Raw genomic sequence first — 15045 nt, 5'->3', positions numbered from 1 at the left:
AACTGTCGTACCCCGGTGGTCTCCTCTTCCCAGGCGACAGCGGGCCCGGTCGGGACCCGCGCGCGGAAGCGAGGAGGAAAGTCCCATGGCCGGAGAAACGGTGCTCACGGTGATCGGCAACCTGACGACCGATCCGGAACTGCGGTTCACCCCGTCGGGGGCGGCGGTCGCGAACTTCACGGTCGCGTCGACGCCGCGCGTGCTGGACCGCGCGAGCGGGGAATGGCGCGACGGCGACCCGCTGTTCCTGCGCTGCTCGCTCTGGAAGCAGGCGGCGGAGAACCTGACCGAATCACTGATCCGGGGCACCCGGGTGATCGTGCAGGGCAGGTTGAAGCAGCGATCGTTCGAAACGAAGGAAGGCGAGAAACGGACGGTGGTGGAACTCGACGTCGACGAGATCGGCCCGTCCTTGCGGTATGCCACGGCGAAGGTGAACAAGGCGGGCCGCAGTTCCGGCGGTGCCCCTTCGGACGGGGCCTGGGAGCGAACGCCGGTGGCCGCCGGTAGCCCGGAGCCGCCCTTCTGATCCGGAGTTTTCCTCCTGGGAGGGAGCGATTTCCCTCTCCCGCGCCATGCGAGGCCGCATCAGCACCCGTCCCGCGAAACGTTCGTCATCGTCCGCGACAGGGCCAGGTTCACCATCGGGCCGACGAACGCGAGGGCGGGGCGGGGGACGTCTCGGTCGTGCCCGCGGACACCCCGCACAAGTTCGCCGTGATCGGTCCGGAAACCTACGAAGCCGTCCACATCCACGAAAGCGACCACTTCGTCACCGAGTGGCTCGAATGAATTCTGTCGGAGGTAAGAAAACCCTTTCCGGGGTTAGAATCCCGACGACGTGCTCGTGGTCGGCGGGCACCGAGGCGACGGGAACCGGGAACTGTGACCGACGTAGCGGACCGCAGCGGTGACGAGACCCACCGGGTGGACAGATTCGAGCAACGACGTGCGCAGCTGGCGAGGTCGGCTCTGCTCACCTTGTCCGAACTGGGCTATGCACGCACGAGCCTGCGGGAGATCGCGCAGAACTCCGAGTTCTCCCATGGGGTCCTGCACTACTACTTCCGGAACAAGGCCGAGCTGATCACCTACTGCGTCAAGCAGTACAAGACCGAATGCGTCACCCGGTACGACCAGCTGGTCGAGATCGCGGAAACGGCCGAAGCACTGAAAGGGGCCTTCGGCGCCGCGATGGCGACCACGCTGCGCGAAGACGCCCGGCTGCATCGGCTCTGGTACGACCTGCGCAACCAGAGCCTGTTCGAGAAGGTGTTCCGGTCCGACGTCCTCGCCATCGACGAGACACTCGAACTGATGATCTGGCGGATCGTCGCCCGCTACGCGGAACTGCTGGGCAAGCCGCTGGATCTCGCACCGTCGACGACGTATGCGCTTTTCGACGGCCTGTTCCAGCAGGGCCTGCTGAGGTACCTCGCCGGCCGGGAGGACGCGGCGAGGTGCCTTCAGAATTCGGTCGAACAAGTACTGGCCCGGATCTTCACCACGTGATGATCGGGTACCAGATGACGCCGGTCCGGCCGAGCACGCGCAGGTCCCAGTACAGCAGTGTGAACGTGCCGGCGACCAGCAACGCGGCACCGGTCACCACGGCGATCCTGGTGGGCTTCGCGAGCATCCACCGCTGCGGCCGTCCGCCCGTGCCGTGCGTCAGCAGGAGGAACAACAACGCCATCACCAGGATGTTGCCGACCGATTGCAGGGAGAACGCGGCCGCGCCGTAGAAGACGTTGTGGCTTTCGGCCGCGCTGCGGAACATCATCCGGAACAGCGGGAACGGACGGCCGATCAGGAAGCCGCCGATGAGCACGCCCATCAGGACGAGCGGCGCGGGCGGGAACCGGCGGGTCAGGCCGGCGATCGGGTTGCGGACGATCCCGACGGAAGCCAGGCCCAGCACGATGAACACGATCCCGATCACGCCGTAGACGATCATCGACTGGATGTTCCGCGGCGTGAGCCCGCCCGGCGACGAAGCCGTCGAGAACTGCGGCATCCGCGTGCCGACGAGCGCGACGATGACGCCGTACACCACGGAAACGGTCAGCATTCCCGCCGCGATCCAGCCCAGTGGCTTCAAGGTGTCGACGAACTTCGGCCGTCCGGTGGTCTCACCGCCGACAAGCGGGGCGACGGCTCCGAAGGCGGCGATGTTGCACGCGGTGAACGTTCCGGCGAGCCCCGAGACGAACGCAAAGAACGTCCCCGCGACCACACCGCCGATCGGGGTCTCTTTGGCGTTGTGACCCAGCAGGGTGTTCGCCACGCTGTCGCCGATCACACTGTCCACGAACGGCGCCGACCAGATCACCGTCAGCGCGAAACCGGCGAGAACGGACCAGAGAACCACTCGCCACCGGTGTTCCGGATACGGTCCGGAGCCGAGGAAGTTCGGTCGAGGGGAAACGGGAGCGCGTTCGGTGACGGACATTCGTGCCTCCAGCGGCAGATGGCGAGATCCCCGGTGCTCATCGTTGTTCCAACAGTGGGGGCACGCCACCTCCAAAGTGCCGATCCTTCCTTGGTCCGACCGGCTCCCGGCAAACGCGGATTCACCGGTCCGGCGGGTGCCACCGAACGAGCGAATACGCTACGACGGCCGCGTTGCGGACCCCGAAAAAGATGAAAACCCCGGAGTCTCGTGGGATCGTGGTCGGACGAGAACCTCGAGCGAGACCTGGCTACTGACCCTGCGGAGGACGATGGACTTCGACGAGGTCGCGGACGAGCTCTACGCCGGCGATCCGGCCGAGTTCGTCTCGGTGCGCAACCAGCGGGCGAAAGAGGCCAAAGCGGCGGGTGACGCCGCACTGGCCGAACGCATCCGCGCGCTCCGGAAGCCCACCCTCGCGGCCACGATCCTCAACCGCCGGGCCGGTTCCCGCGAGCTGGAGGACCTGGCCAGGCTGGGCGAGGATCTGCGGAAGGCGCATTCGGCGCTGGCGGGCGCGGACCTGCGCAAGCTCACCCGGCGACGGCAGGAGCTGGTGAACCGGATCCTGCAGGACGAACGCTCGATGAGCGAGCCGGTCGCCCGCGAGGTCGAAGCGACCCTCGAAGCCGTAGTCGCCGATCCCGAGGTGGCGGCGCTCGCGCTGGCCGGGCGCCTGAGCACCGGCGCGGACAGCGCCGCCGATCAGTGGCTGACCAGCGGATTCGCCCCGCGACCGACCCGGGGACCCGCCCCGGAGCGCGAAAAGCCCGCCACCGTGTCGCATTTGGACGACCGGCGGAAGGCGAAACGGAAGGCCGAGCAGGAGCGGACGGCCAAGGCTCGCGAAGAGGCCGAGCGCGAAGAGAAACGGGTGGCGGAGTTCAACCGGCTCCGGCGCGAGGCGACCGATCTCGCGAAGGCCCGCAAGCAGGCCGAGATCGATCTCTCCCGCGCCGAACGCCGGGCCGAGAAGACCACGGCGAAGGCGAACGATCTCCGTCAGCGGCTCGCCGACGCCGAATTCGAGGAAGAGGCGGCGAACGGCGAGACCGCCGCCGCCCAGGCCACCTTGGACGATCTGACCACCGAAGCCGAGCGGATCGACGAAGCGCTCGAGCAGTTCTAGGCGGTTTGGCGTTCGCGGACCCGAGCCGCCATCACCCGGCGTCCGTAAGCCGTCTTCCCGCCCGGCTTGTACACCGACAGCACGGTCATGGTCACGTACATCGCCGTGGACACGATGATCGGGTAGAACCCGTCCACGCGACGGCCCATTTCGACGAATACACCGTCCATAGTGGACTCAGCGGCCGCTGCCAGCTCCCTGGTCCCCGGCAGCAGTGAGAACAACGTCAGCGCGACCGCGATCAGGGTCAGCACCAGTTTGATCGCGACCCACCTGTACCGGACCAGACCCCATTTCGTGCCGACGCTGAGCACGATCCCGCTGACCAGGGCGGTCAGGCTGACCGGCAGCAGCAGGTATCCGCCGACCTGGTCCATCATCAGGATGGCCGCGTGCTGGCGCAGGGGATCGTCGGTGAACACGGAGGTGAAGGTCAGGACCGTGTTCACCATGGTGATCCCGAGCCAGCCGAGGGACGAGACGACATGGACGACGATGGCGAGTTTCCGCCACCGCGGGGTGAGCGTCATCGGCGGTCGCCGCACTGTGGAAGTACTCATGCGCCCAGTGTTTCCGCGGGCGGCGCTCCTGTCGTCCGGCGTGGAGCGGCACCTCGCCTACGTATCGCGGAGTACGAGCCCCCGGAGGTAGGCGGCCTGCCCGGCGTGCTGGAGATCGTCGGACAGCACGCTGACCAGGCGTACCCCGAGGGTCACGGGCGGATCCCACGCGTCGTCGACGATACGGTCGAGGGCGGCTTCGTCGAGATCGGCGGCCCAAGCCGTCGTCGCCTCGTGCACCGCGTCGTAGTACCCGGTCAGCAGGTCGGCGGAATCGACCCGGACCACGTCGACGTCTTCGGGGCGATGTCCGTACCCGATGTCGGCCGCCGGGAACGGCAGCGCGAACCGGTCCAGCCAGCCCTGTGCGGTCCAGATCTGCTCGGTGCCCATGAGGTCGGCGATGTGGTCGTCCTGCACCCTGGCCAGATGCCAGACCAGCCAGGCGATCGTGTTCGCGCCCGGCGCCGGGCTCGCGGCCAGCTGTTCGACGCTGAGGCCTTCGACCGCCTCGTGCACGACCTCCTGGATGCGGCCGAACCCGTCGGCCACCACCTCGGCCAGTTTCATCGCATCCCCTTCCGAAGCCTCGTCTCCCGCCCACGATGCCACCACGAGGTGACCCCGACCTTGCAACCTTGACTTATATAAGCCCAGGCCGTGATAGTTGCCGGATGCACGCGTTCGACGTCCTGGGGGATCCGGTGCGCCGCCGGATCCTGGAACTGCTGGCGGACGGGGAACTGAGTTCCGGCGACGTGACCACGGTGGTCCGCGGCGAATTCGGGATCTCGCAGCCCGCGGTCTCCCAGCATCTGCGCGTTCTCCGCGAAAACGGCTTCACCACCGTCCGCGCCGAGGGCGCGCGACGCCTGTATTCGGTGGATCCGGGTCCGCTCAAGGACATCGACGGCTGGCTGGAACAGTACCGCCGGTTCTGGACGGGGCCGCTCGACGCGCTCGCCACCGAGATCGCGCGCGGCCGCCGGGAACGCCGGAAGGCCGCCGAAGAGGGCGGTTAGTCTCTGACCGTGCGCAAGAACTGGGGGCGCGCGGCGGTGATCGCCGTCGCGAGCATCGTCATCGTGCTCGGGCTCGTCTTCGCGGTCACGGTGCGCAGCGGGAAACCCGGCGGCGCTCAGTGGCTCTCCGCCGAGCAGCCCCTGCGGACGACGCCGAGGACGCCGTCCTATTCCACCGCCGCACCCACCCTCACGACACGGCCGACCTTGACCGTCGACAGTGGCTGCCGTCCCGGGCAGGGCCCGGCCGCGCTCGACCCGGTCTCCGACGCCACCACCCGCCGCGTCGGCGCCGCGTGGGACCGCGTCGAGCGGTGGCTCAAGGCCAACGCGCCGACGACGGCCGCGTCCCTGCGGCCTCCCGCGACGACCGCGCGGATCACCGAGGCGCAACGGCGGATCGGGGTCGCCTTGCCCGCCGAACTCATCGCCTCCCTTCGGCGGCACGACGGCGTTTCGGGAATCGGCGAGAGTTTCGCTCTTCCCCCGTTCCATCACCTGGCGTCCACAGAGACCGTCGCGAGGGAGGCGAAGGTCCTGTGCGAAGTGCTGATCTCGAACGGATCGGACGACAGCGTCGGCTCCTGGTGGCACGGGCGGTTCGTGCCCATCGCCGTCAACGGCGGTGGCGACGGGCTGTTCCTCGACCAGCGCACCGGGACCGGAAGGCTCGGCGAATGGGACCACGAGGGATCGGTGGACTTCGACCGCCTGCCCACCACCCTGACCGAGCTGCTGGAGCAGACCGCCACAGCGCTCGAAACCGGCGGGGCGGTCCTCGGCGGCTACCGGCCGGTCGTCACCGGGAACCGGGCGCTGGACTGGGACTTCCCGCGCTGAGGTGCGCGGGCGCGGGCGCTGTCGGACCCCGCCCCTAGAATCGTCCGGGTGGCAGCCCCCGACATCGGTACCTCGGAAGCCCTCCAGACGCTGAACCGCGTTTTCGGCTACGACAACTTCCGCGGCGACCAGCAAGCCATCGTCGAACACGTCATCTCAGGCGGTGACGCGCTCGTTCTCATGCCCACCGGCGGCGGCAAGTCGCTGTGTTACCAGATCCCGGCGCTGGTACGGCCGGGTGTCGGTGTGGTGATCTCACCGCTGATCGCGTTGATGCAGGACCAGGTCGACGCGCTGCGGAACCTCGGCGTGCGCGCCGGCTTCCTGAACTCGACGCAGGACTACGCCGATCGCAACCGGGTCGAGGCCGACTTCCTCTCCGGCGAGCTGGACCTGCTGTACCTGGCGCCGGAACGGCTTTCCGTCGAAGCGACCGTGCGGCTGCTCGACCGCGGCAAGATCTCGCTGTTCGCGATCGACGAGGCGCACTGTGTCTCCCAGTGGGGCCACGACTTCCGGCCCGACTACCTGATGCTGTCCGCGGTGCACGAGCGCTGGCCGGACGTGCCGAGGATCGCGCTCACCGCCACCGCCACCAAGACGACACACGCCGAGATCGCGTCCCGGCTCAACCTCGAGGACGCGCGACACTTCGTCGCGAGCTTCGACCGGCCGAACATCCAGTACCGGATCATCGGCAAGAACTCGCCGCAGCGCCAGTTGCTGGAACTGCTGCGCACCGAGCACAAGGGCGACGCGGGGATCGTCTACTGCCTGTCGAGGAACTCGGTGGAGAAGACCGCGGACTTCCTGGTGGAGAACGGGATTCCGGCGGTGCCCTATCACGCCGGGCTGGACGCGCGGACGCGCGCGAAGCACCAGTCCCGGTTCCTGCGCGAGGACGGGCTGACCGTCGTCGCGACGATCGCGTTCGGCATGGGCATCGACAAACCGGACGTGCGGTTCGTCGCGCATCTGGACCTGCCGAAGTCCGTCGAGGGCTACTACCAGGAGACCGGCCGCGCGGGTCGGGACGGGCTGCCTTCGACGGCGTGGCTGGCGTACGGCCTCCAAGACGTCGTGCAGCAGCGCAAGATGATCGACATGTCGGAGGGATCCGAGGCGCACAAGCGGTCGCAGAGCGCCCATCTCAACGCGATGCTGGCGCTGTGCGAGACGGTCGAATGCCGTCGTGTGCAGGTGCTGACCTACTTCGGGCAGAAGAGTGAGCCGTGCGGCAACTGCGACACCTGCCTGGCGCCCCCGGAGACCTGGGACGGCACGATCCCGGCGCAGAAACTCCTCTCCACCATCGTCCGGCTGCAGAACGAACGGCGGCAGAAGTTCGGCGCGGGTCAGATCATCGACATCCTGCTCGGCAAAGCGACGCCGAAGGTGACCCAGCACCGGCACGATTCGCTGAAGGTCTTCGGGATCGGCACGGAACTGAAGGAGCCCGAGTGGCGGGCGGTGGTCCGGCAACTGCTGGCGCAGGGGCTCGCCGCGGTCGAGGGCGACTACGGCTCACTCGTGCTGACCGAGGGCAGCGCCGAGGTGCTCGGCGGGCAGCGGAAGGTCCAACTGCGGCGTGAGCCGGAACGGGCGGCCAAGGCGGCGGCCAGGTCCGGCGCGAAGAAGGCGGCGGCCGCCGACATGCCTGCCGAAGCGGCGCCGGTGTTCGAACTGCTGCGTTCGTGGCGAGCCGCGGCGGCGAAGGAGCAAGGGGTGCCCGCGTACGTGATCTTCCACGACGCGACCCTGCGCCAGATCGCCACCAAACGGCCCGCCACGCTGCAGGAGCTGGGTACGGTCAGCGGCGTCGGCGAGAACAAGCTCGCGAAGTACGGCGAGCAGATCCTCGAGACGCTCTCAGCCGAGAGCTAGCGGCTCAGTACTCATTGGGGCGACGCGGGGGCCGTCCGGTCATCCCGTCGACCTTGCGGACGGCACCGTCGATCCGGTGGTGGTATTTGCCCTTGGTCTTGTGGTCGACGAAGGTCGCGGCCTTGTTCACGGCCTTGGAGACCTTCTCGGGATTTTTCCGCACGTAGGCGCGCACGGCCCCGGCGGTGCCGGCCAGGGCGGTCAACTTCCGCAGTAGAGCCACGATGGGTCCCTTTCCTTGGGGTCGTCTGATTGTCTGCTCAACGACCGGTGGTGCCCATCGGGTTCCCCGTAGCGCGCCAAGTCACTCATTTCGGATATCCTCGCTGCTCAGACCCCTTAAAACCAGGCGCGTGACGCGGCGCCCGCCGCTAAGTTCGGGCTCATGCGTGATCTTTCGCGGCTGCCCAAGGCTCATCTGCACGTCCACCTCGAAAGCACCATCCGGCCGGACACGCTCCGTGATCTCGGCGAGGCGAACGGTATCGCCGTACCCGCCGAGCAACCGGTGTTCGACGGATTCCGCGCGTTCGGTGACTACAACGGCCTGCTGCGGTCCTGTCTACGGCGACCGGAGGACTTCGAACGGGTGGCGCGGGAGTTCTGCGAGGACCAGGTCGCGGACGGCGTCCGCTACGCCGAAGTCACCTTCACGGCGGGGTCGCACGGCGAACGGCTCGGCGAGCCGGACATGCCGCTGGCGTCCGTCCTCAAAGGACTCTCGGTCGGTGCGGCCGAACACGGGCTCACCACCAGGGTGATCCTGGACCACTCCCGCCGCCGGTCGGTCGAACGCGCCCGGCTCACCCTCGACCTCGCCCGCCGCTATGCCCGGGACGGGGTGTTCGCGATCGGGCTCGCCGGGGAGGAGAAGTACCCGCTCGCGCCGTTCGCGGGGATCTGCGACGAGGCCGAGGAGGCCGGTCTGCACCTGATCCACCACGCCGGGGAGGACGCCGGCCCGGACAGCATCCGCGAGGCACTCGACCTCGGGCACAGCGAACGGATCGGCCACGGCATCCGGATCCTGGAGGACGTCGCGCTGGTCGCCGAAGTGCGGGAACGCGGCATCGCGCTGGAGGTCTGCCCATCGTCGAACGTGACGCTCGGGCTCGTGCCGTCCTTCGAAGAGCACCCACTCCCCCGGCTGGCCGACGCCGGTCTCGTGGTCACCCTCAGCACCGACGTCCCCTCGGTCACCGGGACCACGCTGACCGACGAGTTCCTGCGCGCCCGGGAGGCGTTCGCCTACGACGACCTCACGCTCGCCGGTCTCGCCAGGGCGTCTGTCGACGCCTCCTTCGCGCCCGCCGAGCTCAAGCGTGCGATCCAGGTGGAGATCGACGCCTGGCTCGGCTGACGGGTGGCCCGGCTCACCCGGGGGGCGGGCTCCACGACTTCTCCACATCCGTCACGTACCGTGGAACCGGTGACCGCTTCGTCCCCTTCGACCCTGGACCTGATGGGCCAATGGCAAACCCCGCCCAAGAGGCGCGGCCCGCGCGGCTGCGTAATGCTCACCCTGCTGGTCGTGGGCGCCCTGGTGGCCGGTGCGGTGTGGGTGGCGGTCAGCCTCGGCGACCGCGAGCGGGTGCCGGTCAAACCGGTGTTCGCCGTTCCCGCGCTCAAGCCCGAGCCGCGTTCGGGGATTCCTGGCGACCCCGGGCCGCTGCCCGCGGCGCCCGCGAAGGACGCCTGGATCGCGAAGGTGTCGGAGAACACAGACATCCCTTCGCGCACGCTGCGTGCTTACGTGAACGCGGCCGAAAAAGCCCCTGCTCGCTGTGACATCACCTGGGCGACCGTCGCCGGGATCGGCCGCACCGAGTCCCAGCACGCCCGGCACGACGGTTCCCGTGCCGGCGAGGACGGCGTCGTGACGCCGCCGATCATCGGCATCCCGCTCGACGGCTCCCCCGGCGTGATGGCGGTCGTCGACACCGACAAGGGCGCCCTCGACGGCGACCCGAAGTGGGATCGCGCGGTCGGGCCGATGCAGTTCCTGCCGGCCACCTGGAAGCGGTACGGCGTCCGCGCGAGCGGCGACGGCGCCACGCCGGATCCGCAGCACATCGACGACGCCGCGATGACGGCAGCGCGGTACCTGTGCGCGCGGGGCGGCGACCTCGGCAAGCCGGCCGGCTGGTGGACCGCGGTGCTGACCTACAACAACTCCACCGCGTACGGGCAGGAAGTGTTCAGCAACGCCGACGCGTACGGCAAGGCGGCGCTCGGAAAGTGACAGCCAGGCGCAGCCTGCCCGTTGAGGGTGGCGGTGGGGCGGGGTCCGGGCTAGGCGGGCAGCAACCGGGTGACCAACCTGGTCAGCTGGTGCACGTTCCGGCATTCGTACATCTCGACGACCTCAGCGTAGGCGTGCGCCTCGGAGTCACCGGTGGACCACAGCGCGGTCCGCTCGGGATTGAGCCAGTACGTATGCCTCGCCTTGGAGGCGATCGCGCGTACCGCGGCCAGGTTCGGGTCGCCGCCGTTGGTCCTGGCGTCACCGAGGATGAGCATGGACGTCCTTGGCCCCACGGCGTCCGCGTAGCGCTCGGCGAATTCGCCTAGCGCGTTCCCGTAATCGCTGTGGCCGTCCCACCGGGTGAGTTCGGCGTCGGCGAGGATGCGGGCGCCGAGGTCTTCGGGGTCGGCCGCGCCCGTGTCGACGAGGTGGGTGATCTCGTCGCAGGCGTCGATGAACGCGAACACCCGCACCTTGCCGAACTGGTCGCGCAAGGCCTGCACCAGGAGCATGGTGAAGTTCGCGAATCCGGCCACCGACCCCGACATGTCGCACAGCAGCACGATTTCCGGCCGCCCCGGCCGGTGCCGCCGGTACGACGGCCGCATCGGGACGCCGCCGGTGGACAGCGAACGCCGCAACGTCCGGCGCAGGTCGATCTGCCCGCGCGCGTGCCGCCGGCGCCGGGCGGCCAGCCGGGTGGCGAGCTTGCGCGACAACGGTTGCACGACCCGGCGGAGTTCTGCCAGCTGCGCGCGGCTGGCGAGCAGGAAGTCGACACGGTCGGCGGCCGCCGGGACGGCGTGCCGCGAAACCCGTTCCCTGCCACGGACCTCCGCCACCCTGCGGCGCGCTTCGGTCCGCACCAGCCCACGGAATCCTTCGACACGGCGGCGGACGTCATCGCGATCCAGTCTGTCAGTGAAATCGTTCAAGGCGCCCGTACGGATCGCTTCGAGCACGCGCACCACGAGCGTCTGCGGCTGAAGCCGTTCCAGTGTCTGGTGGGCCGACCAGCCACCCGCGCCCGCCGTGCCGCCGTACTCCCCCAGCATGGCGACGGCGAGCCCGGCGAGTTGCGTCAGTTCCGTCTGGTCGTCGGCCGCGAGCGCCGAGGCGAGCCGATCGCGCAGTGCCGCCAGGTCATCGACGGGCTCCTGCGACGGCGCGCCGATCCCGAGCGGGAAGTAGATGTCGAACGTCGCGTCGAACACCGCGCGCTGGCCGCCGCGCCGGACGAGTGCCGCCGCGAGGCCTTCCCGCATCTGCTCGCGTGAGGCGAGACCGAGCACCTCCAGTGCCGCGGCGGCGTCGACCGTCTCACTCGGACCCGCCGGGATCCCGTGTTCCCGCAACGCTTGCACGAATTCGACGAGCCTGCCCGGCACGCCGCTCACGAGTCGAGGACCTTGCCGAGTTCCAGTCGCGCGTCCGCCTTCACGATGTCGTCCCGGTGTTTGAGGATGACGCCGAGACTCGCGCGGACGACGTCCTCGCCGAGGCTGTCGGCGCCGAGCGCCAGCAAGGTGCGGGCCCAGTCGATGGTTTCGGCGACCGACGGGGCCTTCCGCAGTTCCATCGCCCGCAGCGCGGTGATCACCTTGACCACGGACGCGGCCAGCGCGTCGTCGACGCCCGGCACCTTGAGCCGCACGATGCGCTGTTCCAGTGCCGCGTCGGGGAAATCGATGTGCAGGAACAGACAGCGCCGTCGCAGCGCCTCGGACAGTTCCCGGGTCGCGTTCGAAGTCAGCACCACGAACGGTGTGCGCCCGGCGGTGATCGTGCCGAGTTCCGGGACGGTGATCTGGAAGTCACCGAGGACCTCCAGCAGCAGGCCTTCGATCTCGACGTCGGCCTTGTCGGTCTCGTCGATGAGCAGAACGGTCGGCTCGTCGCCCTTGATCGCCGTCAGCAGCGGCCGGGCCAGCAGGAACTCTTCACCGAAGATGTCGTTGCGGGCTTCGTCCCACGTCTCGTCTTTGCCGGCGGTGATCCGGAGAAGCTGCTTCGCGTGGTTCCACTCGTACAGCGCGCGGGACTCGTCGACACCTTCGTAGCACTGAAGCCGCACGAGCCGAGACCCGCTGGCCTCGGCGACCGCCTTGGCGAGTTCGGTCTTGCCGACCCCCGCGGGGCCCTCGATCAGCAACGGCTTGCCGAGGGCGTCCGCGAGGAACACCGTGGTGGCGACGGCCGCGGAGGCCAGGTAGCCGGTGTCGGCGAGCTTCGCCGTCACGTCTTCGACGGATGTGAAGTATCCGGTCCCAGCCACGCGGCCTCCCAGCTCGATCGCTTACCCGGCCGACTCTACGTCGCGGATCTGCTTAAGCAGCAGGAACCCGACCGCGAAGGTGAGCATCACCATCACCGCGACCACCCAGAACGTCCGCTGGGCCGCGTCGGCGGTCCCGGCGTCGAGTCGGGTCCCCAGGTCATCGCGGCCGGCCTGACGGTGATCGCGCAGGCCAGCCTGGACGACGAGCGGCTGAAGTTCGACTACGCGGCCCGCGGCGGCGAGGAGTCCGGACGGCTGGTCGAACCGCATCGGCTCGGCTCACCCGGCCGACGGTGGTACCTGGTGGCGTGGGACTTCGTCGAGGCCCAGATCAAGGCCAGGCCGAACCCGCCGCCTGACGATGAACGTCGACACCTTCGATTGGCCCGTGCTGATCCTCGCCGCCATCGGCGCACCCTTCGAGGTCGAGCGGCCTTCGGCGTTCAAAAATCACCTCGGCGCCGTCGCCACCCTCTTCTCCCGGGCTTCCGGCGGCTAGCATCGGGCCCGTGAGCACCTATGTCGCGGCCGAGGGCCGATACGAGAGCATCCCCTACCGCCGCACCGGGCGCAGCGGGCTGAAGCTGCCCGCGATCTCGCTGGGCCTGTGGCACAACTTCGGGCACGACAAGCCGCTGGGCACGCAGCGGGACATCGCGCGGCGGGCGTTCGACCTGGGTATCACCCATTTCGACCTCGCCAACAACTACGGCCCGCCCTACGGCTCGGCGGAGGAGAACTTCGGCAGGCTGCTGGCCTCGGACTTCAAGCCGTACCGCGACGAACTGGTCATCTCGACCAAGGCGGGCTACGACATGTGGCCGGGCCCTTACGGTGAGTGGGGCTCGCGCAAATACCTGCTGTCCTCTTTGGACCAGTCGCTCGGCCGGATGGGCCTGGACCACGTCGACATCTTCTACTCGCACCGCTTCGATCCCGACACGCCGCTCGAGGAGACCGTCGGCGCGCTCGACACCGCCGTCCGCTCCGGGCGCGCGCTGTACGTCGGTATTTCGTCGTACTCGTCGGAGAAGACCGCCGAAGCCGCGCGGCTCCTGCGGGAACTGGGCACGCCGCTGCTGATCCACCAGCCGTCGTACTCGATGTTCAACCGCTGGCTCGAAGGCGACAAGCTGCTCGACACCCTCGAAACCGAAGGCGCGGGCTGCATCGCGTTCTCGCCGCTGGCGCAGGGCATGCTGACGAGCCGCTACCTCGACGGCATCCCGGAGAACTCCCGTGCCGCGCAAGGAAAGTCCCTGAACCCGGACACCATCACCGAGAGCACCCTCGGCAAGATCCGGGCACTGAACGAGATCGCGCGGCGTCGCGGGCAGACGCTGGCCCAGCTCGCGCTGGCGTGGGGTCTGCGCGACCCGCGGATGACGTCGGTGCTGATCGGCGCGAGCAGCGTCGCCCAGCTGGAGGACAACGTCGGCGCGCTGAAGAACCTGCACTTCACCAACGAAGAGCTGGCCGAGATCGACCGCTACGCCACCGAGGCCGACATCAACCTGTGGAAGCGGTCTACCGACGGAGCTTGATCGCTCGCGCGACGAGAACGCCGGCGTAGAGCGCGGAAAGGGTGAATCCGAACACGTAGGAGAGTGTCGGGTTCTCGAGAAACATCCCGAGGATGACACCGAGGATCAAGGTGCCGACGATCAGGATGAGCGCCGTACCGACCACCCAGCCGAGCACACTCGCCGGTGTCCACACGAGCTCGGGTTCGGTGTCTCGGTTCATCCGCCCAGTGTGACCGTCACGTTCGGGGACAGGTCCCGAAAACGCGTTGCCCCAGCGGGCGGAGGGACCGAGACTGCGGACATGACGTTCGGAGATCTACTCGCCGAAGGAGAGGCCGTCCCGGTCGAAGGCTGGGACTTCTCGTGGTTCGAAGGCCGGGCCACGGAGGAACGGCCGCCATGGGGTTACTCGCGGCTGCTCGGCCAGCGGATGGCGACGGCGGGGGGCGGGCTGGACCTGCAGACCGGCGGCGGCGAGGTGCTCGCGGGCATCCCGAAACCGCCGCCGGTCCTCGCCGCGACGGAAGGCTGGCCGCCGAACGTCGAGGTCGCCCGGAAAACCCTCGCGCCGCTCGGCGGCGATGTGGTCGAAGCGGAATACGACGCGCCTCTGCCCTTCCCCGACGAGTCCTTCGACGTGGTGAGCAGTCGCCATCCGATCGACAACCCGTGGCGGGAGATCGCACGCGTCCTGCGGCCCGGCGGAATTTTCCTGTCGCAACAGATCGGTGCCGGGACCGTCCGGGAACTGAAGGAGTTCTTCCTCGGCCCGCAGGACTACGGCGGCTGGACCCCCGAGGTGCTGCGCACCGAGGCGGAAGCCGTCGGACTCCGCGTGGAGCGGCTGGAACCGGCGAAACTACGGATGGAGTTCTTCGATCTCGCCGCGGTGGTGCACTTCCTGCGGAAGGTGATCTGGATCGTCCCGGGCTTCACCGTGAACGGCCATCGCGACAAGCTCGCGGAACTCCATCGGATGATCGAGACCGACGGGAAGTTCGTCGCGCACTCGCGGCGGGTGCTCGTCGAGGCCGTCAAGCCTGGCCACACCTTCGAGTGATCGGCGGCCGCGCACCGCGGTAGGTACCTAAACCCTGACCCGTCCTTAT

The 15045-nt window shown here is 68.7% G+C and carries 19 protein-coding genes; 11 read left to right on the top strand and 8 right to left on the bottom strand.

Translation table 11 applies throughout. The annotated features are described in order from the left end of the window. Nucleotides 1–85 precede the first annotated feature (85 nt). On the top strand, nucleotides 86–529 hold the full coding sequence (locus ACM6LR_RS17040) for a single-stranded DNA-binding protein (protein ID WP_414938145.1): 444 nt from the start codon (nucleotides 86–88) through the stop codon (nucleotides 527–529). A 356-nt stretch (nucleotides 530–885) separates the two neighbouring features. Continuing rightward, entirely contained in the window at nucleotides 886–1512 is a 627-nt protein-coding gene (locus ACM6LR_RS17035) for a TetR/AcrR family transcriptional regulator (protein WP_414938144.1), read from the top strand. On the opposite strand, the gene ACM6LR_RS17030 is transcribed toward ACM6LR_RS17035, so the two are convergent. Further along, nucleotides 1502–2452 (bottom strand): hypothetical protein, encoded by a 951-nt coding sequence (locus tag ACM6LR_RS17030; RefSeq protein WP_414938143.1) that lies wholly within the window; start codon nucleotides 2450–2452, stop codon nucleotides 1502–1504. The two genes, ACM6LR_RS17035 and ACM6LR_RS17030, sit on opposite strands and share 11 nt — an antisense overlap. Before the next feature lie 271 nt (nucleotides 2453–2723). Between ACM6LR_RS17030 and ACM6LR_RS17025 the strand changes: the two genes are divergently transcribed. Then, complete coding sequence (locus ACM6LR_RS17025; protein WP_414938142.1) at nucleotides 2724–3581, top strand: hypothetical protein; 858 nt, start codon at nucleotides 2724–2726, stop codon at nucleotides 3579–3581. Here the strand turns inward: ACM6LR_RS17025 and ACM6LR_RS17020 are convergent. Together ACM6LR_RS17020 and ACM6LR_RS17015 are read right to left on the bottom strand one after the other, a co-directional pair. Further along, a complete protein-coding gene (locus ACM6LR_RS17020) occupies nucleotides 3578–4141 on the bottom strand; it encodes a hypothetical protein (RefSeq protein WP_414938141.1) in 564 nt (187 codons plus the stop codon). The genes ACM6LR_RS17025 and ACM6LR_RS17020 overlap by 4 nt on opposite strands. 57 nt (nucleotides 4142–4198) lie before the next feature. Next, the gene (locus ACM6LR_RS17015; protein WP_414944093.1) at nucleotides 4199–4711 is read right to left on the bottom strand and encodes a mycothiol transferase; all 513 of its coding nucleotides are present in this window, start codon (nucleotides 4709–4711) and stop codon (nucleotides 4199–4201) included. 104 nt (nucleotides 4712–4815) lie between these two features. On the opposite strand from ACM6LR_RS17015, the gene ACM6LR_RS17010 reads away from it, so the two are divergent. Genes ACM6LR_RS17010 through recQ form a run of 3 tightly spaced genes read left to right on the top strand, consistent with a single transcriptional unit; the run spans nucleotide 4816 to nucleotide 7887 of the window. Continuing rightward, nucleotides 4816–5163 carry an ArsR/SmtB family transcription factor gene (locus tag ACM6LR_RS17010; protein ID WP_414938139.1) on the top strand — a complete coding sequence of 116 codons (348 nt, stop codon included), beginning with the start codon at nucleotides 4816–4818 and terminating at the stop codon, nucleotides 5161–5163. 9 nt (nucleotides 5164–5172) lie between these two features. Beyond that, a complete protein-coding gene (locus tag ACM6LR_RS17005) occupies nucleotides 5173–6003 on the top strand; it encodes an SMI1/KNR4 family protein (RefSeq protein WP_414944092.1) in 831 nt (276 codons plus the stop codon). A 48-nt stretch (nucleotides 6004–6051) separates the two neighbouring features. Beyond that, nucleotides 6052–7887, top strand: a complete 1836-nt coding sequence (recQ, locus tag ACM6LR_RS17000; protein WP_414944091.1) for a DNA helicase RecQ — start codon at nucleotides 6052–6054, stop codon at nucleotides 7885–7887. A 4-nt stretch (nucleotides 7888–7891) separates the two neighbouring features. Here the strand turns inward: recQ and ACM6LR_RS16995 are convergent, their stop codons facing one another. Further along, nucleotides 7892–8110, bottom strand: coding sequence for an antitoxin (locus ACM6LR_RS16995; protein WP_414938136.1), 219 nt, complete (start codon nucleotides 8108–8110; stop codon nucleotides 7892–7894). Between the two features lie 162 nt (nucleotides 8111–8272). On the opposite strand from ACM6LR_RS16995, the gene add reads away from it, so the two are divergent. Both add and ACM6LR_RS16985 read left to right on the top strand, forming a co-directional pair. Further along, a complete protein-coding gene (gene add, locus ACM6LR_RS16990; RefSeq protein ID WP_414938135.1) occupies nucleotides 8273–9247 on the top strand; it encodes an adenosine deaminase in 975 nt (324 codons plus the stop codon). A 69-nt stretch (nucleotides 9248–9316) separates the two neighbouring features. Next, nucleotides 9317–10129 carry a lytic transglycosylase domain-containing protein gene (locus ACM6LR_RS16985; protein WP_414938134.1) on the top strand — a complete coding sequence of 271 codons (813 nt, stop codon included), beginning with the start codon at nucleotides 9317–9319 and terminating at the stop codon, nucleotides 10127–10129. A gap of 50 nt (nucleotides 10130–10179) precedes the next feature. Here the strand turns inward: ACM6LR_RS16985 and ACM6LR_RS16980 are convergent, their stop codons facing one another. Genes ACM6LR_RS16980 through ACM6LR_RS16970 form a run of 3 tightly spaced genes read right to left on the bottom strand, consistent with a single transcriptional unit; the run spans nucleotide 10180 to nucleotide 12680 of the window. Next, the gene (locus ACM6LR_RS16980; protein ID WP_414938133.1) at nucleotides 10180–11529 is read right to left on the bottom strand and encodes a vWA domain-containing protein; all 1350 of its coding nucleotides are present in this window, start codon (nucleotides 11527–11529) and stop codon (nucleotides 10180–10182) included. After that, nucleotides 11526–12407 (bottom strand): AAA family ATPase, encoded by an 882-nt coding sequence (locus ACM6LR_RS16975; protein ID WP_414938132.1) that lies wholly within the window; start codon nucleotides 12405–12407, stop codon nucleotides 11526–11528. Before ACM6LR_RS16975 ends, ACM6LR_RS16980 begins: the two co-directional genes overlap by 4 nt. A gap of 21 nt (nucleotides 12408–12428) precedes the next feature. Continuing rightward, complete coding sequence (locus tag ACM6LR_RS16970) at nucleotides 12429–12680, bottom strand: hypothetical protein (protein ID WP_414938591.1); 252 nt, start codon at nucleotides 12678–12680, stop codon at nucleotides 12429–12431. Here ACM6LR_RS16970 and ACM6LR_RS16965 point away from each other — a divergent pair. Both ACM6LR_RS16965 and mgrA read left to right on the top strand, forming a co-directional pair. After that, on the top strand, nucleotides 12588–12923 hold the full coding sequence (locus tag ACM6LR_RS16965; protein ID WP_414938131.1) for a WYL domain-containing protein: 336 nt from the start codon (nucleotides 12588–12590) through the stop codon (nucleotides 12921–12923). The genes ACM6LR_RS16970 and ACM6LR_RS16965 overlap by 93 nt on opposite strands. Next, nucleotides 12920–13954, top strand: a complete 1035-nt coding sequence (mgrA, locus tag ACM6LR_RS16960; protein ID WP_414938130.1) for an L-glyceraldehyde 3-phosphate reductase — start codon at nucleotides 12920–12922, stop codon at nucleotides 13952–13954. The genes ACM6LR_RS16965 and mgrA overlap by 4 nt, the downstream gene beginning before the upstream one ends. On the opposite strand, the gene ACM6LR_RS16955 is transcribed toward mgrA, so the two are convergent. Continuing rightward, nucleotides 13938–14156, bottom strand: coding sequence for a hypothetical protein (locus ACM6LR_RS16955; protein ID WP_414944090.1), 219 nt, complete (start codon nucleotides 14154–14156; stop codon nucleotides 13938–13940). The genes mgrA and ACM6LR_RS16955 overlap by 17 nt on opposite strands. A gap of 81 nt (nucleotides 14157–14237) precedes the next feature. Here ACM6LR_RS16955 and ACM6LR_RS16950 point away from each other — a divergent pair, with 81 nt between their 5' ends. Then, complete coding sequence (locus ACM6LR_RS16950) at nucleotides 14238–14996, top strand: class I SAM-dependent methyltransferase (protein WP_414944089.1); 759 nt, start codon at nucleotides 14238–14240, stop codon at nucleotides 14994–14996. Nucleotides 14997–15045 lie beyond the last annotated feature (49 nt).

Origin of the sequence: Amycolatopsis sp. cmx-11-32, assembly GCF_047608695.1 — a bacterium.
GTDB lineage: Bacteria > Actinomycetota > Actinomycetes > Mycobacteriales > Pseudonocardiaceae > Amycolatopsis.
The sequence above is the reverse complement of the archived record's forward strand: the minus strand, read 5'-3'. Positions and strand labels throughout refer to the sequence as shown.